The organism is Mesorhizobium kowhaii, assembly GCF_003253745.1.
In the GTDB taxonomy this organism is placed as follows: Bacteria; Pseudomonadota; Alphaproteobacteria; order Rhizobiales; family Rhizobiaceae; genus Mesorhizobium; species Mesorhizobium kowhaii.
The window spans coordinates 196,294-219,229 of record NZ_MZXV01000051.1 but is presented as its reverse complement, the minus strand read 5'-3'; the positions used below and the strand labels follow the sequence as shown (position 1 = coordinate 219,229).

25 protein-coding genes are annotated in these 22,936 nt (G+C 62.3%); 15 read left to right on the top strand and 10 right to left on the bottom strand.

Annotated elements, in window-relative coordinates:
• Window positions 1-70: 70 nt before the first annotated feature.
• Both B5V02_RS23520 and B5V02_RS23515 read left to right on the top strand, forming a co-directional pair.
• Window positions 71-1,771 carry a SulP family inorganic anion transporter gene (locus tag B5V02_RS23520; RefSeq protein ID WP_111546666.1) on the top strand — a complete coding sequence of 567 codons (1,701 nt, stop codon included), beginning with the start codon at window positions 71-73 and terminating at the stop codon, window positions 1,769-1,771.
• Window positions 1,768-2,391, top strand: coding sequence for a ParB-like protein (locus tag B5V02_RS23515; protein WP_111546454.1), 624 nt, complete (start codon window positions 1,768-1,770; stop codon window positions 2,389-2,391). Before B5V02_RS23520 ends, B5V02_RS23515 begins: the two co-directional genes overlap by 4 nt.
• A gap of 154 nt (window positions 2,392-2,545) precedes the next feature.
• Here B5V02_RS23515 and B5V02_RS23510 read toward each other — a convergent pair whose 3' ends face one another.
• On the bottom strand, window positions 2,546-3,376 hold the full coding sequence (locus B5V02_RS23510; RefSeq protein WP_111546453.1) for a helix-turn-helix transcriptional regulator: 831 nt from the start codon (window positions 3,374-3,376) through the stop codon (window positions 2,546-2,548).
• Window positions 3,377-3,461: 85 nt separating this feature from the next.
• Between B5V02_RS23510 and B5V02_RS23505 the strand changes: the two genes are divergently transcribed.
• From B5V02_RS23505 to B5V02_RS23495, 3 genes are all read left to right on the top strand, one after another.
• Window positions 3,462-3,998, top strand: a complete 537-nt coding sequence (locus tag B5V02_RS23505; RefSeq protein WP_111546452.1) for a hypothetical protein — start codon at window positions 3,462-3,464, stop codon at window positions 3,996-3,998.
• 33 nt (window positions 3,999-4,031) lie between these two features.
• Window positions 4,032-4,409, top strand: a complete 378-nt coding sequence (locus tag B5V02_RS23500; protein WP_111546451.1) for a VOC family protein — start codon at window positions 4,032-4,034, stop codon at window positions 4,407-4,409.
• A gap of 243 nt (window positions 4,410-4,652) precedes the next feature.
• On the top strand, window positions 4,653-5,282 hold the full coding sequence (locus B5V02_RS23495) for a MarC family protein (protein ID WP_023670949.1): 630 nt from the start codon (window positions 4,653-4,655) through the stop codon (window positions 5,280-5,282).
• Between the two features lie 26 nt (window positions 5,283-5,308).
• Here B5V02_RS23495 and B5V02_RS23490 read toward each other — a convergent pair whose 3' ends face one another.
• Genes B5V02_RS23490 through B5V02_RS23480 form a run of 3 tightly spaced genes read right to left on the bottom strand, consistent with a single transcriptional unit; the run spans window position 5,309 to window position 6,746 of the window.
• Window positions 5,309-5,734, bottom strand: a complete 426-nt coding sequence (locus B5V02_RS23490; protein WP_111546450.1) for an OsmC family protein — start codon at window positions 5,732-5,734, stop codon at window positions 5,309-5,311.
• 49 nt (window positions 5,735-5,783) lie between these two features.
• A complete protein-coding gene (locus tag B5V02_RS23485) occupies window positions 5,784-6,197 on the bottom strand; it encodes a DUF2306 domain-containing protein (RefSeq protein ID WP_111546449.1) in 414 nt (137 codons plus the stop codon).
• Window positions 6,198-6,224: 27 nt separating this feature from the next.
• Entirely contained in the window at window positions 6,225-6,746 is a 522-nt protein-coding gene (locus tag B5V02_RS23480; RefSeq protein ID WP_111546448.1) for a single-stranded DNA-binding protein, read from the bottom strand.
• Window positions 6,747-6,959: 213 nt separating this feature from the next.
• Here B5V02_RS23480 and B5V02_RS23475 point away from each other — a divergent pair, with 213 nt between their 5' ends.
• The 9 genes from B5V02_RS23475 to B5V02_RS23435 all read left to right on the top strand — a co-directional run bounded on the left by B5V02_RS23475 (window position 6,960) and on the right by B5V02_RS23435 (window position 15,662).
• Window positions 6,960-7,349, top strand: coding sequence for a cupin domain-containing protein (locus tag B5V02_RS23475; protein ID WP_111546447.1), 390 nt, complete (start codon window positions 6,960-6,962; stop codon window positions 7,347-7,349).
• A 44-nt stretch (window positions 7,350-7,393) separates the two neighbouring features.
• Window positions 7,394-7,708: an ArsR/SmtB family transcription factor gene (locus B5V02_RS23470; protein WP_111546446.1), complete on the top strand. Its 315-nt coding sequence runs from the start codon at window positions 7,394-7,396 to the stop codon at window positions 7,706-7,708.
• A gap of 32 nt (window positions 7,709-7,740) precedes the next feature.
• Complete coding sequence (locus B5V02_RS23465) at window positions 7,741-8,241, top strand: SRPBCC family protein (protein WP_245446124.1); 501 nt, start codon at window positions 7,741-7,743, stop codon at window positions 8,239-8,241.
• 24 nt (window positions 8,242-8,265) lie between these two features.
• Entirely contained in the window at window positions 8,266-8,871 is a 606-nt protein-coding gene (locus B5V02_RS23460; protein ID WP_095085064.1) for an ATP-dependent Clp protease proteolytic subunit, read from the top strand.
• A 192-nt stretch (window positions 8,872-9,063) separates the two neighbouring features.
• Window positions 9,064-9,384, top strand: coding sequence for a hypothetical protein (locus B5V02_RS23455; RefSeq protein WP_111546445.1), 321 nt, complete (start codon window positions 9,064-9,066; stop codon window positions 9,382-9,384).
• 692 nt (window positions 9,385-10,076) lie between these two features.
• Window positions 10,077-12,998, top strand: a complete 2,922-nt coding sequence (uvrA, locus tag B5V02_RS23450) for an excinuclease ABC subunit UvrA (protein WP_111546444.1) — start codon at window positions 10,077-10,079, stop codon at window positions 12,996-12,998.
• Between the two features lie 34 nt (window positions 12,999-13,032).
• Window positions 13,033-13,503, top strand: coding sequence for a GNAT family N-acetyltransferase (locus tag B5V02_RS23445; RefSeq protein WP_111546443.1), 471 nt, complete (start codon window positions 13,033-13,035; stop codon window positions 13,501-13,503).
• A 24-nt stretch (window positions 13,504-13,527) separates the two neighbouring features.
• Entirely contained in the window at window positions 13,528-14,334 is an 807-nt protein-coding gene (locus tag B5V02_RS23440; RefSeq protein ID WP_111546442.1) for a DUF72 domain-containing protein, read from the top strand.
• A gap of 179 nt (window positions 14,335-14,513) precedes the next feature.
• The gene (locus tag B5V02_RS23435; protein ID WP_111546441.1) at window positions 14,514-15,662 is read left to right on the top strand and encodes a GGDEF domain-containing protein; all 1,149 of its coding nucleotides are present in this window, start codon (window positions 14,514-14,516) and stop codon (window positions 15,660-15,662) included.
• 51 nt (window positions 15,663-15,713) lie between these two features.
• Here the strand turns inward: B5V02_RS23435 and B5V02_RS23430 are convergent, their stop codons facing one another.
• From B5V02_RS23430 to urtA, 6 genes are all read right to left on the bottom strand, one after another.
• Entirely contained in the window at window positions 15,714-15,890 is a 177-nt protein-coding gene (locus B5V02_RS23430) for a hypothetical protein (RefSeq protein ID WP_111546440.1), read from the bottom strand.
• Window positions 15,891-16,327: 437 nt separating this feature from the next.
• Entirely contained in the window at window positions 16,328-17,023 is a 696-nt protein-coding gene (gene urtE, locus B5V02_RS23425; protein WP_056576776.1) for an urea ABC transporter ATP-binding subunit UrtE, read from the bottom strand.
• A 69-nt stretch (window positions 17,024-17,092) separates the two neighbouring features.
• Window positions 17,093-17,839 carry an urea ABC transporter ATP-binding protein UrtD gene (urtD, locus tag B5V02_RS23420; protein WP_111546439.1) on the bottom strand — a complete coding sequence of 249 codons (747 nt, stop codon included), beginning with the start codon at window positions 17,837-17,839 and terminating at the stop codon, window positions 17,093-17,095.
• A gap of 6 nt (window positions 17,840-17,845) precedes the next feature.
• Window positions 17,846-19,078 carry an urea ABC transporter permease subunit UrtC gene (gene urtC / locus B5V02_RS23415; RefSeq protein WP_111546438.1) on the bottom strand — a complete coding sequence of 411 codons (1,233 nt, stop codon included), beginning with the start codon at window positions 19,076-19,078 and terminating at the stop codon, window positions 17,846-17,848.
• On the bottom strand, window positions 19,075-20,691 hold the full coding sequence (gene urtB / locus B5V02_RS23410; RefSeq protein WP_111546664.1) for an urea ABC transporter permease subunit UrtB: 1,617 nt from the start codon (window positions 20,689-20,691) through the stop codon (window positions 19,075-19,077). Before urtB ends, urtC begins: the two co-directional genes overlap by 4 nt.
• A gap of 115 nt (window positions 20,692-20,806) precedes the next feature.
• Window positions 20,807-22,117 (bottom strand): urea ABC transporter substrate-binding protein, encoded by a 1,311-nt coding sequence (gene urtA, locus B5V02_RS23405; protein ID WP_111546437.1) that lies wholly within the window; start codon window positions 22,115-22,117, stop codon window positions 20,807-20,809.
• Between the two features lie 313 nt (window positions 22,118-22,430).
• Here urtA and B5V02_RS23400 point away from each other — a divergent pair, with 313 nt between their 5' ends.
• Entirely contained in the window at window positions 22,431-22,838 is a 408-nt protein-coding gene (locus tag B5V02_RS23400; RefSeq protein WP_111546436.1) for a hypothetical protein, read from the top strand.
• Window positions 22,839-22,936 lie beyond the last annotated feature (98 nt).

Below are 22,936 nucleotides of genomic sequence, written 5' to 3'. Positions count from 1 at the left end.
GGCGGTTTCGCCGCCACCGAGGCAAAAGCCTGCAACGGACCATTTTCCCCAAGCGAAAGCCACGAGCGCGATGAATTGGACCCCTTGGCTGCCCTTGCGAGCACTGAGCGGTTGGACACCAAGGGACCTCAACCGCGATCTGGTCGCGGGCCTGACACTGGCGGCGATCGCCATTCCCGAACAGATGGCGACCGCCCGCCTTGGCGGCTTTGCTCCAGAGATCGGCTTCTTCGCTTTTGTTGCCGGTTCGGTGGCGTTTGCCCTGTTCGGTGCCAACCGGCACCTGTCGGCCGGCGCGGATTCGACCATCACGCCTCTGTTTGCCGGCGGCCTCGCTGTGCTCGCCGCCTCCGGGTCGCCGCATTATCTGGCGCTGGCTTCCATGCTGGCGCTGATGGTCGGGCTGATCGTGACCTTGAGCGGCGTCTTTCGCCTTGGCTGGGTTGCCGACCTCTTGTCGGTGCCGGTCACGACGGGTTTTCTGGCCGGCATCGCCGTCCATATCATCGTTTCGCAATTGCCCGGACTGCTCGGCCTGCCCGCCGAGAACGGTGAAACCGTGCGGCGCATCGGTGAGATCGCCGGCAACCTGCATCTCACCAATCCCTGGAGCCTCGGGCTCGGCCTTGGCGTGTTCGGAACCGTGTTCTGCGCCGAGCGCATCAGCGCCCGCATCCCCGGCGCGTTGATCGGCATGGTGCTCGCCACCTCAGCGGTTGCCGTCTTCGGCCTTAGGGATCGCGGCGTCGAGGTGCTTGGCGCCTTGCCCAACGGCCTGCCGCAGGCCGGCCTGCCGTTTGCCAGCCCTGGCGATGTGCAGGCGCTGGTCCCGCTGGCATTGCTGATCGCCATCGTCGTCATGGTGCAGACAGCGGCCACCTCCCGCTCCTTCGCGCCGCAACAGGGCGACGCTCCTGACGTCAATCGCGATTTTGTCGGCGTCGGTGCCGGCAGCATCGCGTCAGGCCTGTTCGGCGCCTTTGCCGTCAATGCCAGCCCGCCGCGCACGGCAATCGTCTCCCAGTCGGGCGGCCGCTCACAGGTCGCAGGCCTCCTTGCCGCGGCCATCGTGCTGGCGCTCGGTGCTTTCGGCGGCGGCCTGCTTGCCGATGTCCCGCAGGCCGCCCTTGCCGGTGTTCTGCTGTTCGTCGCCCAGCACATTCTGCGCTGGAAGGTGTTCGCCAACGTCTACCGGCAGGCGCCGGTCGAATTCGCATTGATCCTCATCACCATGGCGGCCATCGTCGTGCTGCCCATCGAGACCGGCGTAGCGATCGGCATCGGCCTGTCGCTGCTGCACGGAATCTGGAGCGCAACCCAGACACAGCCGATCGAACTGGAACAGGTGCCGGGTACTTCGGTGTGGTGGCCACCCGGCGAGCCGGCAGCTGGCGAACAGCTCCCCGGCGTGCTCGTCGCCGCATTCCAGGCGCCTTTGTCCTTCGTCAATGCCGACCGCTTCAAGCGCGGCCTTGTCGATCTTGTCGATGCCAGGAGTGAGAGCGTGAAGCTGGTCGTGCTGGAGGCCAGCAACATCGTCGAGATCGACTACACAGCAGCGCAAGCCCTGGTCGAAACCATCACCCATTGCCGCAAGGCGGGCGCGATCTTTGCCATCGCGCGGATGGAATCGCTGCGTGCCCAAGCGGCGCTGGCACGATTTGGCATTGCCGACCTGATCGGCCCGCAGCGAATTTTTCACAGTGTCGATGCCGCCATCAGGGCGCTCGGTCCGGACCAGCAGCCGCAACAACAGGACAAAACCAAATGACGACCCAGCGGGAACCGTTGTTGACCCCCGTCGCAGTGGAAGATTTGCGGCCGACGCAGATCACCGTCGGCATGCGGGAAGTCGCCCTGAAGCGCCAGATGATCCGCTCGCAGAGCGCAGGGAAGACCAGGGTTTTTCTCGGCACCCACATGGTCCCTGTCGTGCTGGGGCCAAAGAAGCGCAACTACGTCACCGATCACCACCATCTCGCCCACGCCTTGCTCGAGGAAGGCATCAGGGACGTTTTGGTCACGGTGATCAGCGACCTGTCGGGCCTCGACAACAAGGACGCCTTCTTCGTCGTGCTCGACAATCGCGGCTGGATGCACCCGTTCGACGAGAAAGGCAGGCGCCGGCGCTATGACGCCATTCCCAAAACCATGGCCGAACTCGCCGACGATCCCTATAGGAGCATGGCCGGCGAACTGCGCCGGCAAGGCGGCTTTGCCAAGGACACCACGCCGTTCAGCGAATTCCTGTGGGCGGATTTCCTGCGCCGGCGCATCGACCGGAATGGGGTGGCGAAAAATTTCGACAAGGCCATGAAGGACGCCCTGACGCTGGCCAAGGGCAAGGACGCCGACTACCTGCCAGGCTGGTGCGGGCCGACATCCGACTAAGCTGCGTTGATATTCAGGTGATGCCGGCCTGCAAACGCCGGTTTCCTGCGCTTCCGGTGCTCACGTACTTTAAGTACGCTCCGCTCCGGTTCTCGAAAACCACCGTTTTCGGCTCGGTCTGACCTGAATCTCAACGCACCTTGTGCTGCAAGCGTTAGCGGGCCGCCCCTCGGCGGGCGCGGTACTGGCCCGGCGTCTCGCCCATGACGCGCCGAAACCGACGATTGAAAGTCGACAAATCGTTGAAGCCTGCGTCAAAGGCGATTGCCGAAACCGCATCGTCTGACATGCGCAGCCGCACCGCCGCGCGGTGCAGCCGGGTCTTGAGCAGGAACTGGTAGGGCGTCATGCCCGCGACCTGCCGGAAAATGCGCAGGAAATGATAGGGGCTGGTCGCGGTCTCATCGGCAAGCGCTGAAAGCGAGACCGGCCTGTCGGCATCGAGTTCGATCCGCCGCACCGCTTCGGCAACCCGTTTCTGATCGCGGCGGCTTGGCGCGCGCCTGACAGGTGTGGAGCCAGAGACCGTTGCCACCGCAGCCCCCGCAATGCGCAGCCCGAGTTCCTCGAAGGCGTCGATGTCGGCCATCTCGCGAGCGGTTTCCGCCTCGGCGAGCAAGGACGCCAGGGCCGGCAAAGGCGGCAGGCGCGGCGCCTCGAAGGCCAGCTTTTTCGCGCCCGGCACGCCAGCCACGATCCGTTCCATGTAGGTCGGCCCGAAATGGAACGAGAGGCAACGGTCGCCGCTGCCATGTTCATGCCCGCATTCGTAGCATGTGGCGGGATTGCCGAGCAGGAGCGCGCCGGGCGCCAGCAGCGCCGTGCCTTGTTGCGCGCGATAGCGGAACGTGCCGCTGGTGACCGCGGCGACGCAGAAATCCCGATGCGCTTCCTCGAACGGCCGGTCACCGGCGCCGGCCGTGCAGATCACATCCGCCACGTGCCAGCCGGACCCGGATGCGAGAGTGTGCGTGGTCGCTGTCATGACCGAAATATAGCAATTTATCCCAAGCCCAGAACCCCATCAGGGCCTACTCCTCGCGGTCTCCTGACAAGAAGAGGCCGGAGCCATGTATGACCAATCCTCCTTTGCGGAAGCCTTGCACAATCCCGGACCAATCGACGGACTTACCGAGAAACTGAACCTTTACGGCCGCTTCGTCGGCGCCTGGACGTTTGACGCCTCGCGCCATCTCGAGGACGGCACGGTGCTGACCGGGCGTGGCGAGGTGCATTTCGGCTGGGTGTTGGAAGGCCGGGCGATCCAGGATGTGTGGATCCTGCCCGCGCGTGACGCCGGCCCCTCGCCCTCGCTCGGCAAATGGACGTTCTACGGCACGACATTGCGCCTCTACGACCCCACCGAGGACGCCTGGCACATCTTCTGGAGCGACCCGCGCAACCAGTATTACAGCCGCCAGCTTGGTCGAGCCGAGGGCGATACGATCGTGCAAGTGGGCGCAGATGGCACCGGCTCCTCGGTGCGCTGGAGCTTTTCGCGGATCACCGAGAATTCCTTCCGCTGGCTCGGCGAGCGCTCGCACGACAACGGCGCGACATGGCGGCTGGAAGTCGAGTTCCTGGCGCGCCGAACGGCAACAACTTGACGCGACAAGATATTGTAACAATGGAGAAAAAACATGTTCGATCATATCTCGATCGGTGTTCGCGACACCGCCGCTTCCAAGCGCTTCTACGATGCTGCGCTGAAGCCGCTCGGCTATACCTGTCTCAGCCAGTCACCGGGTTCGTTGGGTTATGGCGCGCAAGGCGTCGCGCTGTGGGTCAACGATGCCGCGCGGCCTGTGCCATCAGACGCAAAATCCGGCCTGCATTTCTGCTTCGCGGCGCCGACGCGGGCCAGCGTCGACGCCTTCCATGCCGGCGCCTTGCGTGAAGGCGGCAGCGACAACGGCGCGCCGGGCCTGCGCGCCGACTATGGCGAGAATTATTACGCGGCGTTCGTCGTCGATCCGGACGGCTATCGCGTCGAGGCCTATTGCGGCGCTGTCGGCTAAAGCATTCCAGGAAAAGTGTAAAACGGTTTTCCGTCCGGAATTGCGTCAAGACAAAGGAAAGCAATTCCAGGAAAAGTGTGAAACGGTTTTCCCAGGAAAAGCGCATAGCGCTTTCCCTCAGGGAATTGCGTCAAGACAAAGGGTTGTCGAAGTCTCCGGTTTCGTCCTCCGACGGTTCCCACCGACCGGGCTTTGCTCTACCAATATCCTGGTGCGGGCACGGCCCGGCGGGAGGGGTCTGAGATGCCGAGCTTCGACAGCCTGTTCAACGCCTTCGTCACCATTCTTGTGACCATCGATCCGCCCGGGCTGGCGCCGCTGTTCCTCGCCGTGACACGTGGCATGAACCGCGAGGAGCGCCAGCAGGTTTCCGTCCGCGCCTCGATTATCGGTTTTCTGGTGATGGCGCTGTTTGCGGTTGCCGGCGCCTCGATCCTGTCGGTGTTCGGCATCACGCTGCCGGCCTTCCGCGTCGCCGGCGGTTTTCTCTTGTTCTTCATCGCCTTCGAAATGGTGTTCGAGCGCCGGCAGGACCGCAAGGAGAAGATCGGCGACGTCGCCATCACCAAGGACATGATCCACAACATCGCCGCCTTCCCGCTGGCGATCCCGCTGATCGCCGGCCCCGGCGCCATTTCGGCGACGGTGCTGCTCTCCGGCTCGTTTCAGGGCTTTGCCGCGCAGGCGGCGCTGGTCGGAATCATCTTCGTCTGCCTCGCCATCACCTATCTGGTGTTCGTGCTGTCGGAGCGCATCGACCGCATCCTCGGCCAGACTGGGCGTTCGATCCTGACCCGGCTGCTCGGCGTCATCCTGGCGGCGCTTGCCGTGCAGTTCGTCGCCGATGGCATCAAGGCGCTGATGGCGGGATAGCGCGCGACAAGCCGCCGAAGCCGGCCCTACTTCGCCGTCGTATCGACGACTTCGAAATCGTGGGTAATCGTGGCGGTCTTGGCCAGCATCGCCGAAGCCGAGCAATATTTTTCGATCGAAAGATCGATCGCCCGCTTGACCTTGTCGCTGGAAAGCGACCGTCCCTTGACGACGAAATGCATGTGGATGCGCGTGAACACCCTGGGCTCGGTTTCGGCCCTGTCAGAGTCGAGCTCAACCACGCAATCCTCGATCGCCTCGCGGCCTTTCTCGAGGATATGGACAACATCATAGGCCGAACAGCCGCCGGTGCCGATCAGCACCAGTTCCATCGGGCTAGGCCCTGGTGTTTTACCTTCCGGCCCGAGCGCGGTTCCCAGCACCACCTTGTGGCCGCTGCCGGACTCGCCGACGAAGGTGCGCTCTTCGACCCACTTTACGCGTGCTTTCACCTGAGATTTCCTTTCACTTGAGGTCATCCACCTCAAGGATCAAATAGGGTCATGGTCCGGCTCGCGCGACGCCAAAGACGACATCGTGCATGACCCTGCTCGGCAACAGCGTGAAGATGCCGGCGCCGACCAGCGCAAAGACATACAGCGAAATCATGACCTTGCGGTGCTTGGCGACGCGGTGATTGTGGGCGTGCCACACCGCCAACGGTACAGTCACCAGCACCAAGATCGACAGGAGATGGATCGGACTGAAAGGGCCGATGAGGCGGATCTGATGAATCCAGAAACTCGAGACGGCGATGACCAGCATCAGCGCGGCCCAGACATAACCCGCGATGCGATGGCGCGGCGTTCCCTTCGGCAGCACCAGCTGCGTGGCCCCTATCGCCGATGCGGCGAAGGCCGCAAAGGCATGCCAGGGAATCGGAGAAGGGGCGGCAAGCAGCGGTTGCAGCGACATTGCCGCCTCTCCGGTGGTTGATTGTCCTCAGAACGGGATTTCGTCGTCCAGTTCGCGCGACGAACCGCCGCCACCGCCGCTCTTGGCACCGCCGCCACCGCGATTGAAGCTTTCGCTCGGGCTGGACTGGCCGAAATCGGAACCACGGCTGCTGCCGCCACCGGCATAACCGCCGACCTGGCCGCCCTCACCCTGTCCGCGCGCGTCGAGCATCTGCAGCTCGCCGCGGAATTTCTGCAACACGACTTCCGTCGTGTACTTGTCGTTGCCAGTCTGGTCCTGCCATTTGCGCGTCTGCAACTGACCCTCGACATAGACCTTCATGCCCTTCTTCAGATACTGCTCGGCCACCTTGGCGAGCTGGTCGTTGAAGATGACGACGTTGTGCCACTCGGTCTTTTCCTTGCGCTCGCCGGAATTCTTGTCGCGCCAGCTTTCCGACGTCGCAATGCGGATGTTGACGACCGGCTCGCCCGAGTTCAGGCGACGGACTTCCGGGTCCGCACCGAGGTTGCCGACCAGAATGACCTTGTTGACGCTACCCGCCATGATATTTCTCCGCGCTCATCCGAAACAAATTTTTGTCGCAGCACCTTACAGGCTGCGGACAATCGCCGCCTGCTAAGGCTGGCTTTTCCCACAAGGTTTTTGTTCCCTGTTCGTTCTACGATGCTGACGACGTTCTGTCAATGTTTGTCAGCAGGATGTAGTGTTCCGGACTGAAAATTTCCATGAAATCGGGAATGGGTCGGGGGCGATCAAATGAAGTCCGTCACACATGAGGACCAGCAGCGCGAGCAATGGCGAGCAGGTGTTGAAACGCGTATGCATGTGTCGGCCAGCAACGGTGCATCGCAACTTTGCATATTCGAGCAATGGGTCGAGCCCATGGTCGGCGCCCCAACGCATTGGCATCCCGTCGAGGAAGTGCTGACCGTTATCGCCGGCAGGGCCGAGATGTGGATCGACGATGAGCACAACGTCCTGACATCGGGCCAGTCTCTCGTTGTTCCTGCGAACAGGAAACACGGGTTCAAGAACGTCGACACAGGACCGCTTCACATCCACGCTGTGCTTGCGTCGCCAATCTTCGAGGCAACGTTTGATGGACCTGCCGGGGTAGTGAGGCGCTGGCTTCCGACAATCTCGTAAAACAGCGCTTGCCAAATCAATAAGTATCGACTTATGCTTTTACCATGATCGAAGCAGAGATTTTTCGCGCCCTTGCCGACCCGACGCGCCGCGCCGTCTTTGAGCAGCTCGCCGCTGGCGAAATGACCGTATCGGAATTGCGCAGCGGCATGACAGTGTCGCAACCCGCGGTGTCGCAGCATCTGGCGGTGTTGCGCGGCGCTGGCCTGGTGGTCGAGCGGCGAGCTGGCCGCAACGCCTATTACCGCGCCGATCCACAGGGGCTTGCCCCCTTGCTCTCCTGGATCGAACGCTACCGGACCTTCTGGCCGGAGCGCATCGAAAGGCTGAAGGCGGTTTTGAAGGACATGGATCAATGAAGAACATGAGATCAATGAAGAATATGGGATCAATGACAGACCAAAGCCACGCGGACTCCGAGACCGCGCCTGACGCGATCGAATTTGAATGCGACCTGGCGGAGCCGCCGGAAAAGGTGTGGCGCGCGCTGACCGTGCCGGAGCTGCTCGCCGCCTGGATGATGCCGAACGACATCAAGCCGGAGACCGGCAGCCGTTTTGCCTTCGCCGGGCCGGACGCGTCGATCGAATGCGAGATCATCGACGCCGAACCCGAACGGCTGCTGCGCTATTCCTGGCGCGAGCGGCCGCAGCCAGGCGATGCCGCGCGGCAGGATCCGCTCGACAGCCCACTGGACAGCATTGTCACCTTCACACTCGCCCGCACTGTTTCCGGCGGCACCCATCTGCGCATCGTCCATGACGGTTTTGCCCGAACGGCGATGCCTGAGGTTGCCATGACGGGCGCCGGCTGCCGGCTTTCGCTGGGGTTGCGCAATCCAAGACAGCCAATCGCCGCGAACACGCCTTTGCTGTTGCTGCGCGCGGCCTGAACAACGAAACGGACGGAGACAAACATGAGCGGCCTTGCCAATCTGGTACCGATGGTGATCGAGCAATCGAGCCGCGGCGAACGCGCCTTCGACATTTTCTCGCGGCTGCTGCGCGAGCGTATCATTTTCATCAACGGCGAGATCAACGACGACATCTCGGCGCTGGTCTGCGCGCAGCTGCTCTCGCTGGAATCGGACAATCCCGACAAGGAGATTTCGCTCTACATCAACTCGCCCGGCGGCGTAGTGACCAGCGGCTTCGCCATCTACGACACCATGCAATACATCAGCTGCCCGGTGTCGACGGTGTGCATGGGCTTTGCCGCGTCGATGGCCTCGTTCCTGTTGATGGCAGGCACCGCCGGGCGTCGCATTTCTCTGCCGAACGCCACCATCCTGCTGCATCAGCCGCTGGGCGGATTCCAGGGCCAGGCCTCCGACATCCAGCGCCATGCCGAGCGCATCGGCCAGACAAAACGGCATATGGCCGAACTCTACGCGCAGCATTGCGGCCGCACCTATGAAGAGGTCGAGCGCACGCTGGACCGCGACCACTTCATGACGGCCCGCGAGGCTCAGGCCTGGGGCCTTGTCGACCATGTTTTCGATACGCGCAAACAGGCCGCGTGAGGCTAATGCATGTCGCCCAAAAGTGGCCTCGGTTTTGGGAGAACGACATGCATAAAAACAGACTACCTAAAGCGCATCGCCTGAATCCAATCAATCGCGATGCGCTTTAGGCCAGATCGGATTCCTGCCGGCTGTCGAAGATTTGACGACGCCGGTCTGGTCCGGTCGGCGACACGCCACTATAACTGGGCGATGACCGACACTCGTCCGTCCAGAACATTGCACCGCGTCGTCGCCGTTGTCGTGTTCACTGCCGTTGTCGTGATCGCTCTTGCCGGCCTCATGAGCGGCACGGCACTTGCCGAAGACAGCTCACCGCCGGCGCGGAAAGGCGCCCTGCCCGGTGTGACCGGCGACTATCGCATTGCCAAGCCGGCTCCCCAGCCCGAACCCGACGACGCATTCCCCAGCAATGGCAACGGCCAGTTCAAGATCGGCAATACGGATGTGAGGATTTCCGGCAGCATCACCGTGGATGTCGGCACTGGCGCAATCGGGCCGCCGCGTCGTTGACAGTGCGTGGCGGTGTAGCCGCGCATAAAAACGGCCCCGCCGTGCTTTGCGCAAACGGTCGGGGCCTTTTTTGGATCTCAAATCCAATTTTTGCCGGGAGTGTACTGCCGGCGTTTGATTTCGGATGCTTCGCGGCGTTCAGCCGTCGATCCGACTAGCAGTCTCTGATTTTTGTGGGGTATGGCAGGTCACGGTTTGTCGGGTGGCGCAAACGCTAAACCCTGGCACTTATGCCTGCCTCGGCTCCAGTGACAACTGGAACCCTAGGGGACGATCCGGTGGCGTCATGGCTCCACTCCCTTGTCCGTTGCGACGTGTCGTCCCAAAGCACAAATCGCGGATGCCTGCGGCGTCTCGCAGGCCGCCTCTGGCGGCGAGGCCATCGAAAGACGGCCGGCTTCGGTTGACTCCCGGACACTGCGCCCCTGAGTCAGTGGCGTCAACCTTCAATAGCCGGTTACCGAAAAATGTGATCTCTGGGAGGTTACGTACAAGTCAGTTTTTTGCACAGCTTTGTCAGGAGCGTGTTCGGCCTTTGTTCTTTCCGCTTGCCCGTTCGCGCGAAAGACGGTTAAACGCTTTTGTCGGGAATTGTGGCGTCTCTCGACGTGGCGGCAATAATACCTACATAGGGGATGGCCGGGAAAACCCGCCATTCCAGGAAATTCCAGATTCTGAGGCGGCGACCGGCGATGGCCGACCATAAATATCTTTCTATTCGCGGGGCGCGCGAACACAATCTGAAGAATGTCGATCTCGATCTGCCGCGTGACAGCCTGATCGTCATGACCGGCCTGTCCGGGTCCGGCAAATCGTCGCTTGCCTTCGACACCATCTATGCCGAAGGCCAGCGCCGCTATGTCGAAAGCCTGTCGGCCTATGCGCGGCAATTCCTCGAAATGATGCAGAAGCCTAACGTCGACCAGATCGACGGCTTGTCGCCTGCCATCTCGATCGAGCAGAAGACGACCTCGAAGAACCCGCGCTCGACCGTCGGCACCGTCACCGAAATCTACGACTACATGCGGCTTCTCTTTGCGCGCGTCGGCATCCCCTATTCGCCGGCCACCGGCCTGCCGATCGAAAGCCAGACGGTCAGCCAAATGGTCGACCGCGTGCTGGCGGTCGAGGAAGGCACGCGCCTGTTCATCCTGGCGCCGATGGTGCGCGGCCGCAAAGGCGAGTACCGCAAGGAACTCCTGGAACTGCAGAAGAAGGGCTTTCAACGCGTCAAGGTCGACGGCGTCTTCTATGAAATCGCCGACGTGCCGGCGCTGGACAAGAAGTACAAGCATGACCTCGACGTCGTCGTCGACCGCATCGTCGTGCGCGGCGATCTGGCCACCCGGCTTGCCGACTCCATCGAGACCGCGCTGAAGCTCGCCGAGGGGCTGGCGGTGGCCGAATTCGCCGACAAGCCGCTCGACGCCACCCAGACCGGCGAGGATTCGGTCAACAAATCCAAGAACGAGACGCATGAGCGCATCCTGTTTTCGGAAAAATTCGCCTGTCCGGTCTCCGGCTTCACCATTCCCGAGATCGAGCCCAGATTGTTCTCCTTCAACAATCCGTTTGGCGCCTGCCCGACCTGCGACGGTCTCGGCAGCCAGCGCGCCATCGACGGCAATTTGATCGTGCCGGACGAAAACATCTCGCTGCGCGACGGCGCCGTCAGCCCATGGGCGAAGTCGACCTCGCCCTATTACGCGCAGACGCTGGAAGCGCTGGGCAAGGTCTATGGCTTCAAGCTCGGCGACAAATTCAGGGATCTGACCGACGAGGCGAAGGAAGCCATCCTGCGCGGCACCGGTGAGCGCGAAATCACTTTCCAGTATGATGACGGCCTGCGCTCCTACAAGACCACCAAGACTTTTGAAGGCGTCATTCCCAATCTCGAGCGCCGCTGGAAGGAGACCGAATCCGCCTGGATGCGCGAAGAGATCGAGCGCTTCATGTCGGCGACGCCTTGCCCGGTCTGCAGGGGCTATCGACTGAAGCCCGAGTCGCTGGCCGTGAAAATCGCCGGCAAGCACATCGGCGAAGTCACCGAGCTTTCCATCCGCAAGGCCGACCAGTGGTTCACCGACCTGCCGGCATCGCTCAACGACAAGCAGAACGAAATCGCAGTGCGCGTCTTGAAGGAGATCCGCGAGCGGCTGCGCTTCCTCAACGATGTCGGGCTCGACTACCTGACGCTGTCGCGCAATTCCGGCACGCTGTCGGGCGGCGAGAGCCAGCGCATTCGTCTGGCCTCGCAGATCGGCTCCGGCCTCACTGGCGTGCTCTACGTGCTGGACGAGCCGTCGATCGGCCTGCACCAGCGCGACAATGCGCGGCTGCTCGACACGCTGAAGCACCTGCGCGACATCGGCAACACGGTGATCGTCGTCGAGCATGACGAGGACGCCATCCTGCATGCCGACTATGTCGTCGACATGGGTCCGGCCGCCGGCATCCATGGCGGCGAGATCATCGCCCAGGGCACGCCGCAGCAGGTGATGGCCAATCCCAATTCGATCACCGGCAAATATCTGTCGGGCGCGCTCGAAGTGGCGACACCCGGCGTGCGGCGCGAGGCGAAGAAGAACCGGCGGCTGAAGATCGTCGGCGCGCGCGGCAACAATCTGAAGAATGTAACGGCCGAAATCCCGCTCGGCACTTTTACCGCCGTCACCGGCGTGTCGGGCGGCGGCAAGTCGACCTTCCTGATCGAGACGTTGTTCAAGGCGGCGTCGCGGCGCATCATGGGTTCGCGCGAGCATCCGGCCGACCACGACCGCATCGAGGGTCTCGAATTCCTCGACAAGGTCATCGACATCGACCAGTCGCCGATTGGCAGGACCCCGCGCAGCAACCCCGCCACCTACACCGGCGCCTTCACGCCGATCCGCGACTGGTTCGCCGGCCTGCCGGAAGCCAAGGCGCGCGGCTATCAGCCGGGACGTTTCTCTTTCAACGTCAAGGGCGGCCGCTGCGAGGCCTGCCAGGGCGACGGCGTCATCAAGATCGAGATGCACTTTTTGCCCGACGTCTACGTCACCTGCGACGTCTGCCACGGCAAGCGCTACAACCGCGAGACGCTCGACGTGCTGTTCAAGGGCAAGTCGATTGCCGACGTGCTCGACATGACGGTCGAGGAAGGCGTCGATTTCTTCGCTGCGGTACCCGGCGTGCGCGACAAGCTCGAAACTCTGAAGCAGGTCGGCCTCGGCTATATCCATATCGGCCAGCAGGCGACAACGCTGTCGGGCGGCGAGGCGCAGCGTATCAAGCTAGCCAAGGAACTGTCGCGCAAGGCGACCGGCAAGACGCTCTACATTTTGGACGAGCCGACCACCGGCCTGCATTTCCACGACGTCGCCAAGCTCCTGGAAGTGCTGCATGAATTGGTCGACCAGGGCAACACGGTGGTGGTCATCGAGCACAATCTCGAGGTGATCAAGACCGCCGACTGGGTGCTCGACCTCGGCCCCGAAGGCGGCGACGGCGGCGGCGAACTGGTCGCGTCCGGCACGCCGGAAGCGATCGTGCGCGAGAAGCGCAGCTACACCGGCCAGTTCCTGAAGGAACTGCTGGAGCGGCGCCCCGGAGGCAAGCGCGAAGCGGCGGAGTGATGATCGGACCGGCTGGCGCCTGGAGAGCCTTTGAATGACAATCCGAAGAGCGCTTGCCGATGATCTCGAAACTATCGTCTCGCTGACGGAAGCCGCCTATGCGCCCTACATCGCGCTGTTCGGCGCGCCGCCGATTCCGGTTACCGAGGACTATGCACCGCGCATCGCGCGCGGCGAGGTCTGGCTTTTGGAGAATGGCGGTGAGCCCGCCGGATTGCTCACTTTGGAGCGGCATCCCGACCACGCGATGATCTTCTCCGTCGCCGTCTCCCCTGCTTTCCAGGGCAAGGGCTTCGGCATCACCCTGCTCAAACACGCGGATGAACAGACCCGGCTGTGGGGCCTGCCTGAGGTGCGGCTCTACACCAACGCCAGGATGGAGCGGAACATCGCGCTCTATCTGGCCTATGGTTTCCACGAAACGGGTCGCCGGCCCAATCCATACCGGCCAGGATGGGTGCTCGTCGACATGGCCAAAGCCGTCGATGAGATCACGACGGCCTGATTTTCTGAACTCGGGAGGATGACTATGAGCAAATCGGGAACAATCCGCTCCGGCATGGGTGGCTGGACGTTCGAGCCCTGGGACACGTCCTTTTATCCCGAAAAGCTCTCCAAGGCGAAGCAGCTGCAATACGCCAGCCGGCAGGTGCCGAGCATCGAGGTCAACGGCACCTATTATTCGAGCTTCAAGGAGCCGACCTTCGTCAAATGGGCCAGCGAAGCGCCGGATGGTTTCGTCTATGCGCTGAAGGGCAATCGCTTCGTCACCAACCGGCGCGTGCTCGGCGAGGCTGAGGAATCGATGACGCGTTTCCTCGGCTCAGGCGTTGCGGCGCTCGGCGAAAAGCTCGGGCCGATCCTGTGGCAGTTCGCGCCGACGAAAAAATTCGATCCAAGCGATTTCGAAGCCTTTCTGAAACTACTCCCCGAAAAGCAGGACGGCGTTGCCCTGCGCCACGCCGTCGAGGTGCGCAACGACAGTTTTATCGTGCCGGAATTCGCGACGCTCGTGCGCAAATACAAGGTGGCGATCGTCTATGCCGACCACGCGAAGTATCCGGCGATCGCCGACGTCACAGGCGATTTCATCTATGCCCGGCTGCAGACCGGCAGCGACGACAACCCCGACTGCTACACGCCCAAAGGCCTCGACGAATGGGCCGCGCGTGCCAGAACCTGGGCGGATGGCAAGGTGCCGGCCGACCTGCCGCGCGCCGATCCCGCCACCGAAGCACCGGTGCAGCCGCGCGACGTGTTCGTCTACTTCATCACCGAGGGCAAAGTGCGCGCGCCGTTCGGCGCGATGGCACTGATGCAGCGGGTGGCCGACTGAGAGCGCCAGCATAAGACTTTTCATACGCTAAGCGCGTCTCATACGCGTTTTGCGCGTAGCAAAGTGTCCAATCGTGGCAATTTCGGCACCGTCGTAACCTTATCGATACCTCCTTGCTGCATGAATCCAGCCGGGCCAAGCCGCAGAGCTGGGATCGCCGCCGGCAAGGAACGAGGGGCATGTCGCTCGACTACACTTCACTTCTGCTGGCTGTCGGTTTTTCCGCTACCTGCCTGAGCCTGACACTGTTTGGCATGTGGCTGACCGCTCGCTCGGAGAAATTCCTGCTGACATGGGCGATCAGCCTGCTGTTGGTGGTCGGCGACATTTTTGCCTATGACGCCTATATCGACATGCCCGGGCGTCTGCTTGGCATCGCGACCCTTGCCCTGCTCCTGCTTGGTTTTTCGGCCATGCTCGGCGCTGCCTACCAGTTCAGAACCGGCGCTTCGCCGGTCCCGAGAACGGTGTTTGGCAGCATCGCGCTGGCCGTCGCGCTCCCTCCCATGGCGCTTGGCTATGACGGTCTCGGTTTCATGTTCGAGAACCTGTTTGCCGCCTTGCTTCTGTTCGCAACGGCGTTCGAATACTGGAAGGGCCGCAACGAAGCCCCAGCGCTCACGATCGGCATCACAGCACTCTATTCGGCGACGGCCACGTCCTTCGCTCTCTGCGCCATGGTTCTCGCCTGGGACGGAAAGCTGATCCTCGGGCATGCGCCAAGCAATTGGGCCGAGGAGTTGAGCCTCATCATCGTCATCGCCAGCATGACCGGCATCGGTGCGCTGTCACTTGCGCTCAATCAGGGGCGCCTGGCTAGGCATCACCGCCACAACGCCCTGACCGATCCCTTGACCGGCCTGCTCAACCGCCGCGCCCTGTTCGACATGCATGGCAATGCACCGGTCGGCGCTTTCACCGCTGTGGTCGTGTTCGACCTCGACGGCTTCAAGGCCATCAACGACGAATTCGGCCACGCCGCGGGCGACGAGGTGCTGAGGGTGTTCGCCAGGGAACTCGCCGGCAATCTTCGCCCGGCCGACGTCGCCGCGCGCATGGGCGGCGAGGAATTCGCGCTGGTGCTGAAGCGGACCTTGCCCGAAACGGTTGAGGCCACCGCCGAGGCCATACGGGCTGCCTTCGCCGCGTGCTGCATCGAAACCGAGACGGGTCCCCTGACATGCACGGTCAGTGCCGGATTTGCTTTCGGCACCAAGGAGGGCCTCAGCTTCGACAAGGTGCTCAGCGCCGCCGACAAGGCGCTCTACGCCGCCAAGCGCGGCGGCCGCAACCGCGTCACCGCCTCGGCATTCCGGCGCGCGAGCTGACCACGGGCATCAATACCGCGTCTATGATTGCTGGAACGGGCGAAGCGGCTTCTATGCGGCCATGACAATTTCGTTGAAAGCATCGAGATCGACGTAGAAGACCTTGGTGATTTCCTCGATCAGTTCGTCGCGGTCGTACCCCTGGGACCTCAATATGTTGATGGCGGTGATGATATCGACGCGCTCGGTAAGCCGCCGCTTCTGGTAGTCCTCGACGTAACGTTCCATGGCTGTCCCTTAGCCTGTGTGCCCAAACGAGTTGAACGACAATCAGATCGCAGGAGGGAAGCTAGGAATGCTGGCTTGCGTGGAACTTGCCCGGCCTTCGCCGCGCCCCTCGATCTGCGATAAACCAGACTGAAACGGAAGCGGCCGACTCACAAAAGCCAAGAAAAGACTAGCACGCAGCCGCCGGTGCGCCAGAGACACGGATGACTGGATCGAAGAAATATTGGACTTGCGAAAGACTTCGGAGCGTCACCTGAAGTCAGTACTGATTCTAATGCATGTCGCCCAAAAGTGCGCAGCGGTTTTGGGACACGACATGCACAGAAGCAAAAAACTAAAGCGCGTCGTTTGAATCCGTTTGGATGCGACGCGCTTAGAGCAATTCCAGGAAAAGTGTGAAACGGTTTTCCGTCCGGAATTGCGTCAAGACAAAGAGTCTACACGGTCAGGAATTTGCGGACATCGGCCCGGTCGAGATCTTCCGCCGGGCCGGTATGGACGATCAGGCCGCGGTCCATGATGTTGACCTCGTCGGCAAGCTCACGGCAGAAATCGAGATATTGTTCGACCAGAAGCACGGCGATGCCCGCCTGGTCGCGCAGATAGCGGATCGCGCGACCGATATCCTTGATGATCGACGGCTGGATGCCTTCGGTGGGTTCGTCAAGCACCAGCAGCTTCGGCCGCATGACCAGCGCTCTGCCGATGGCGAGCTGCTGCTGCTGGCCGCCGGACAGGTCGCCGCCACGGCGGCCAAGCATCTGCTTCAGCACCGGGAACAGTTCGAAGACATGGGCGGGCACGTTGCGGTCGGCACGCTTCAGCGGCGCGAAGCCCGATTCGAGATTCTCCCGCACCGTGAGCAGCGGAAAGATCTCCCTGCCTTGCGGTACGAATGCGATGCCCGACCGGGCGCGGTCATACGCCGCGCTCCGGTCGAGCGCCTTCCCCTCGAAGGCAACGCTTCCGCTCGTCAGCCGGTGGTGGCCGACGATCGATCTCATCAAACTGGTCTTGCCGACGCCGTTGCGGCCGAGCACGCAGGTGATCTTGCCGGCGCCGGCCTTCAGCGACACGCCGCGCAGCGCCTGGGCGGCGCCGTAGTGGAGCGTGGCGTTCGAAACTTCGAGCATGTCAGCGCCTTTTCCAGAACCTGAGGAAGGACAGATCGAAGCGATGGAATTGAACCCGCCAGACCATGCTCATCTCCCCAGATAGACTTCGACGACGCGCTCGTCGGCCGAAACGAAATCGAGCGTGCCTTCGGACAGCACCGAGCCCTCGTGCAGGCAGGTGACCTTGACGCCCAGTTCGCGCACGAAATGCATGTCGTGCTCGACCACGATGACCGAATGGTCGCGCGCAATCTCCTTAAGCAGCCGCGCGGTTTCCTCGGTCTCTGCATCGGTCATGCCGGCGACCGGCTCGTCGACCAGCAGCAGCTTCGGGTCCTGCGCCAGCAGCATGCCGATCTCCAGCCACTGCTTTTGCCCGTGGCTCAAATTTGCTGCCAGTTGATCGCGTTTGTCGCCGAGCCGGATAATGCCGAGAATGTCGTCGATCTGCCGCGCTTCGGCGGCCGAGCGGCGATGGAACAGCGCCGGGAAGATCGAGCGTGGCCCCTTCAGCGCCAGCATCAGATTTTCCTCGATGGTGTGGCTTTCGAAGACCGTCGGCTTCTGGAATTTGCGGCCGATGCCCATCATGGCGATCTCGGCTTCATCATGCTTGGTCAGGTCGACCTGGCCGTCGAAGAACACCTCGCCCTCGTCGGGCCGCGTCTTGCCGGTGACGATGTCCATCATCGTCGTCTTGCCGGCGCCGTTGGGGCCGATGATGGCGCGCATCTCGCCCTTGTCGAGCACCAGCGACAGGTTGTTGATGGCGCGAAAGCCGTCGAAGGAAACCGAGACGCCGTCGAGATAGAGGATCGTGTTCGACTTGCTCATCGTCGCTCACTCCGCCGGCTGCGGTTCGGGGCTGGACGAGGACCAGTCGCCCGGCTTTGTCGCCGCACTGCGAACGATCTTCTGCTGCGGCGGGACGACAGGGTCGGTGCCAGCCTCCTCGGCCAGCGATGCCGCCCGCAGCGCTTTGGCGTTGCCGCGCCAGGAATCCCACATGCCGACGATGCCTTTGGGCAGCAAAAGCGTGACGGCGACAAACAGGCCGCCGAGCGCGAACAGCCAGAATTCCGGCAGCACGCCGGTGAACCAGGATTTGCCGGCATTGACCAGCAGCGCGCCGATGATCGGCCCGACAATGGTGCCGCGCCCGCCAACGGCCGCCCAGATCACCACCTCGATCGAATTGGACGGTTCGAACTCGCCCGGATTGATGATGCCGACCTGCGGCACGTAGAGCGCGCCGGCTATGCCCGCCATGACAGCCGACACGGTGAAGGCGAACAGCTTCACGTTTTCCGCCCGCCAGCCGAGGAAGCGGGTGCGGCTCTCGGCGTCGCGCACCGCCATCAAGAGCTTGCCGTATTTGGAACCGACGATCGCCCAGGTGACGAACACGGCGAGCGCGAGCATCAGCGCGCTGGCGGCGAACAGCGCCGAACGCGTTGCGTCTGCCTGCACGTTGAAGCCGAGAATATCCTTGAAATCGGTCAGGCCGTTGTTGCCGCCGAAACCCATGTCGTTGCGGAAAAAGGCGAGCAGCAGCGCGTAGGTCATCGCCTGGGTGATGATGGAGAGATAGACACCGGTGACACGGCTGCGGAAGGCGAACCAGCCGAAGACGAAAGCGAGCAGGCCGGGCACCGCGAGCACCATGATCGCAGCGAACCAGAAATGATCGAAACCAGTCCAGAACCAGGGCAATTCCTTGTAGTTCAGGAACACCATGAAGTCCGGCAGGATGGGGTTGCCATAGACGCCGCGCGCGCCGATCTGGCGCATCAGATACATGCCCATCGCATAGCCGCCGAGCGCGAAGAAGGCGCCGTGGCCGAGCGAAAGGATGCCGCAATAACCCCAGACCAGGTCGAGCGCTAAGGCGAGCAGCGCATAGCAGAGATATTTGCCGGTCAGCGCAACGATGTAGGACGGCACGTAGAAGGCGCTGGTTGGCGACACAGCCAGGTTGAGCAGCGGCACGATGATGGCCACCGCCAGCAGGATGAGAATCGTGATGGCGATGCGGCGGTCCGCGCCCGCGGCGAAGAAGCGACCGGTGATCATGCTTCCACCGCCCTGCCCTTGAGCGCGAACAGGCCCCGCGGGCGCTTCTGGATGAACAGGATGATCAGGACCAGCACGACGATCTTGCCGAGCACGGCGCCGGCATAGGGCTCAAGAAACTTGTTGACGATGCCGAGCGAGAAGGCGCCGACCAGCGTGCCCCACAGATTGCCGACACCGCCGAAGACAACGACCATGAAGCTGTCGATGATGTAGCCGCGGCCGAGATTCGGCGAGACATTGTCGATCTGACTGAGCGCGACACCGGCGATACCGGCAATGCCGGAACCCAGCGCGAAGGTCAGCGCGTCGACCCATGGCGTCCTGATGCCCATCGAGGCGGCCATGCGCCGGTTGGCGGTGACGGCGCGCATCTGCAGACCCCAGGGCGTGCGCTTCATCACGTAGAGCAGCACGGCAAAGACGGTGAGCGCGAAAACCAGGATCCACAGACGGTTCCAGGTGATTGCGAGCTGACCGACATTGAACGAGCCCGACATCCAGGCGGGATTGCCCACTTCCTGGTTGGTTGGCCCGAAGATGCTGCGCACGGCCTGCTGCAGGATCAGCGAGACGCCCCATGTCGCCAAGAGTGTCTCCAGCGGCCGGCCGTAGAGGAAGCGGATGACGCCGCGCTCGATGGCCAGGCCGACGATCGCGGCAACGAGAAAGGCGAGCGGCAGCGCGATCACCAGCGACCAGTCGAACAGGCCGGGAAAGGATGTGCGGATGACCTGCTGGACGACGAAGGTCGTGTAGGCGCCGAGCATGACCATCTCGCCATGCGCCATGTTGATGACGCCCATGACGCCGAAGGTGATGGCAAGCCCGATCGCCGCCAGCAGCAGCACCGAACCCAGCGAAATCCCGTACCAGATGTTCTGACCGGCATCCCAGAATGCCAGTGTCGAATTGATGTTACGAATAGCCGCCGTCGCCGCGTCCTTGACCGCGCCCGAGGCGTTCGCTTCGACCGAGGTCAGCAGCGAAACCGCATCACGGTCGCCCCGTGCGCCGATCAGCGTTATCGCCGCCAGTTTGTCGGCATCCGGACGATCCGAGACAAGAACCGAGGCAGCGCGGGCCTGTTCGAGCAGAGCCTTGACGCTGGCCACGGTCTCGCTGGCGATCGCGGTGTCGAGCGGCCCGATGTTTGCGGCATCGGGTGTCTTGAACATGGTGTCGGCGGCGGCGATGCGCACGGCCGGATCCTTGGCGCCGAGCGTCAGCGTTCCCAGCGCATCGCGGATGACGCGGCGCAGCGTGTTGTTGACCTTGATCTTAGTGATGTCGTCCTTGGCGGCATCCGCCGACTTTTCGCCGCTCAGCGGATCGAACAACTCTACGCTGACACCTGCTTCCTTGCCGACGAAGACCTGCGAATCGGCCTTGCGGATATAGAGGTTGCCGTCGGCGAGTGCCGCAAGCGGCCGTTCGACTAGGGGGTCACCTGTAGCCGCCAGGTCGTGAACGACAGCCCCCGTCTCCGAAAAGCCCTTGGCCGTCGCGAATTTGGCGATGATGCCACGCAGATCGGCTTCGCCAGCACCCGACGACGACAGCGTCGCCAGCAGGAACAAAAGCGTCAGGCCAATCGCACGGAACAGGTTCATCGGCTTCAGGCGACCCTTGAAGGTTGAATTGGGCGTCCGGACGGCGGAGGAAACCGTCCGGACGCTGGCGGTCATAGGTCGTGGACTTAACAGCCCAGACCTGGACCCGGGAGGATCAGTTTGTGCCCTTGCCGCCGCATTTGCCGGTGGCGACGTTGAAGTTGCCGCAGGACAGAGGCGCGCGCCAATCGGAGATCAGGTCCTTGGAGTCGGGCAGGTAGTCGGACCATTCGTCGCCCATCACCAGGCCCGGCGTGCGCGAAACCGTCTCGAACTGGCCGTCGGCCTGGATTTCACCGATCAGCACCGGCTTGGTGATGTGGTGGTTCGGCATCATCGTCGAATAGCCGCCGGTCAGGTTGGGCACCGAAACGCCGATCATGGCGTCGATGACCTTGTCCGGATCGGTGGTGCCGGCCTTCTCGACCGCCTTCACCCACATGTTGAAGCCGATGTAGTGGGCTTCCATCGGGTCGTTGGTGGTGCGCTTGTCGTTCTTGATGAATTTGTGCCAGTCGGCGATGAACTTCTTGTTCTCGGGCGTGTCGACGCTTTCAAAGTAGTTCCAGGCGGCGAGATGGCCGACCAGCGGCGCGGTGTCGAGACCGGCAAGCTCTTCCTCGCCGACCGAGAAGGCCATGACCGGGATGTCCTCGGCCTTGATGCCCTGGTTGCCGAGTTCCTTGTAGAACGGCACGTTGGCGTCGCCATTGACCGTCGACACAACGGCGGTCTTCTTGCCGGCCGAACCGAATTTCTTGATTGCTGAAACTTCGGTCTGCCAGTCGGAGAAGCCGAACGGCGTGTAGTTGACCATGATGTCTTCCGCCGCGACGCCCTTGGCCTTCAGATAGGCCTCGAGGATCTTGTTGGTGGTGCGCGGATAAACGTAGTCGGTGCCTTCGAGCACCCAGCGCTTCACCGAACCGCCATCCTCGCTCATCAGGTAGTCGACCGCCGGAATGGCCTGCTGGTTCGGCGCCGCACCCGTGTAGAACACGTTGCGCTCGCTTTCCTCGCCCTCGTACTGGACGGGATAGAAAAGGATGTTGTCGAGCTCGCTGAACACCGGCAGCACCGATTTGCGCGACACCGAGGTCCAGCAGCCGAACACCGCGGCAACCTTGTCCTTGGAGATCAGCTCGCGCGCCTTCTCGGCGAACAGCGGCCAGTTGGAAGCTGGATCGACGACCACGGCCTCAAGCTTCTTGCCGAGCAGGCCGCCCTTGGCGTTCTGCTCGTCGATGAGCATCAGCATGGCGTCCTTCAGCGTCGTCTCCGAGATCGCCATGGTCCCCGACAGCGAATGGAGAATGCCGACCTTGATCGTGTCGTCAGCCGCCCTGGCGGGTGCGGACATCAACAGGCCGGCGGCAACGACGCTGGCCGAAAACATTTTTGTTATTGTCGAGAAACTACCCCTCATGCCTAACACTCCCAGGCTGGTTGATTGCACCGCAACAATGCAATGCAACCCCCATGCCAATCGCTGGAGAGATGCCAAACAAGGGACAATAACTCAATATTATCAGTCGTTTGAAATATTAGCTTTATGGAAACAAAGAAGGGCGGTTAAAAATTGATTGAGAGAAATTTGCGCAGCGCACACGGACTTTGCCTAATTTTCGCCCAAATTGGCAAGGTGCCTAGTTTTTGATCTTCATCGGCAGATCGCGGACGACAAATGTTGCGGCTCAGCGCAAAAGTAGGGCAAGGTCGCTCCTCAAACGAGCGACGTCATGGCATCCGGCATTTCACGCATTTCCATCGGCATATTGCTTCTGGCGGCAGCGACCGGCACAGCACGAGCCGATTTCAGCGACGGCAAGATGCCCGACGGCGTCTACCACTGCGAAGTATACCTGCTTGGCATGTTTCTCAACCTCGGCGACATCACCATCAAGGGAAATGTCTACAGCGGCCCGGTCACCTTCGGGACCGCCCAGCAAGGCTACAATTATCAGATGGATGCAAACGGCGTGATCTCGTGGCTGGGACCGCTGGGTGGCTATACCGCCGGCGACAACGCGCTGTCGCTGACCCAGGCGACGCTGGACGGCCAGAGTGCACCCTCCTTCGACATCATCATGAAGCAGCCCGACGGTGCGTTCACGGCCTCGACCTGCACCAGGGGAGCCGGCCAGTAGGCCATTCCCGGGCAATGGCCGCCGCCTCGGCGGGCCTGCCCGTCTCTCATGTCATCTGGATGTTGCCGAAACTGGATAGGCAGCGGTGCGCCGTCACC

Bases quoted from the DNA above. Each gene is read 5' to 3' on its own strand.
- B5V02_RS23520 (WP_111546666.1), top strand. From the start codon at position 71: ATGAATTGGACCCCTTGGCTGCCCTTGCGAGCACTGAGCGGTTGGACA.
- B5V02_RS23515 (WP_111546454.1), top strand. From the start codon at position 1,768: ATGACGACCCAGCGGGAACCGTTGTTGACCCCCGTCGCAGTGGAAGAT.
- B5V02_RS23510 (WP_111546453.1), bottom strand. From the start codon at position 3,376: ATGACAGCGACCACGCACACTCTCGCATCCGGGTCCGGCTGGCACGTG.
- B5V02_RS23505 (WP_111546452.1), top strand. From the start codon at position 3,462: ATGTATGACCAATCCTCCTTTGCGGAAGCCTTGCACAATCCCGGACCA.
- B5V02_RS23500 (WP_111546451.1), top strand. From the start codon at position 4,032: ATGTTCGATCATATCTCGATCGGTGTTCGCGACACCGCCGCTTCCAAG.
- B5V02_RS23495 (WP_023670949.1), top strand. From the start codon at position 4,653: ATGCCGAGCTTCGACAGCCTGTTCAACGCCTTCGTCACCATTCTTGTG.
- B5V02_RS23485 (WP_111546449.1), bottom strand. From the start codon at position 6,197: ATGTCGCTGCAACCGCTGCTTGCCGCCCCTTCTCCGATTCCCTGGCAT.
- B5V02_RS23480 (WP_111546448.1), bottom strand. From the start codon at position 6,746: ATGGCGGGTAGCGTCAACAAGGTCATTCTGGTCGGCAACCTCGGTGCG.
- B5V02_RS23475 (WP_111546447.1), top strand. From the start codon at position 6,960: ATGAAGTCCGTCACACATGAGGACCAGCAGCGCGAGCAATGGCGAGCA.
- B5V02_RS23470 (WP_111546446.1), top strand. From the start codon at position 7,394: ATGATCGAAGCAGAGATTTTTCGCGCCCTTGCCGACCCGACGCGCCGC.
- B5V02_RS23465 (WP_245446124.1), top strand. From the start codon at position 7,741: ATGACAGACCAAAGCCACGCGGACTCCGAGACCGCGCCTGACGCGATC.
- B5V02_RS23460 (WP_095085064.1), top strand. From the start codon at position 8,266: ATGAGCGGCCTTGCCAATCTGGTACCGATGGTGATCGAGCAATCGAGC.
- B5V02_RS23455 (WP_111546445.1), top strand. From the start codon at position 9,064: ATGACCGACACTCGTCCGTCCAGAACATTGCACCGCGTCGTCGCCGTT.
- uvrA (WP_111546444.1), top strand. From the start codon at position 10,077: ATGGCCGACCATAAATATCTTTCTATTCGCGGGGCGCGCGAACACAAT.
- B5V02_RS23445 (WP_111546443.1), top strand. From the start codon at position 13,033: ATGACAATCCGAAGAGCGCTTGCCGATGATCTCGAAACTATCGTCTCG.
- B5V02_RS23440 (WP_111546442.1), top strand. From the start codon at position 13,528: ATGAGCAAATCGGGAACAATCCGCTCCGGCATGGGTGGCTGGACGTTC.
- B5V02_RS23435 (WP_111546441.1), top strand. From the start codon at position 14,514: ATGTCGCTCGACTACACTTCACTTCTGCTGGCTGTCGGTTTTTCCGCT.
- B5V02_RS23430 (WP_111546440.1), bottom strand. From the start codon at position 15,890: ATGGAACGTTACGTCGAGGACTACCAGAAGCGGCGGCTTACCGAGCGC.
- urtE (WP_056576776.1), bottom strand. From the start codon at position 17,023: ATGCTCGAAGTTTCGAACGCCACGCTCCACTACGGCGCCGCCCAGGCG.
- urtD (WP_111546439.1), bottom strand. From the start codon at position 17,839: ATGAGCAAGTCGAACACGATCCTCTATCTCGACGGCGTCTCGGTTTCC.
- urtC (WP_111546438.1), bottom strand. From the start codon at position 19,078: ATGATCACCGGTCGCTTCTTCGCCGCGGGCGCGGACCGCCGCATCGCC.
- urtB (WP_111546664.1), bottom strand. From the start codon at position 20,691: ATGAACCTGTTCCGTGCGATTGGCCTGACGCTTTTGTTCCTGCTGGCG.
- urtA (WP_111546437.1), bottom strand. From the start codon at position 22,117: ATGAGGGGTAGTTTCTCGACAATAACAAAAATGTTTTCGGCCAGCGTC.
- B5V02_RS23400 (WP_111546436.1), top strand. From the start codon at position 22,431: ATGGCATCCGGCATTTCACGCATTTCCATCGGCATATTGCTTCTGGCG.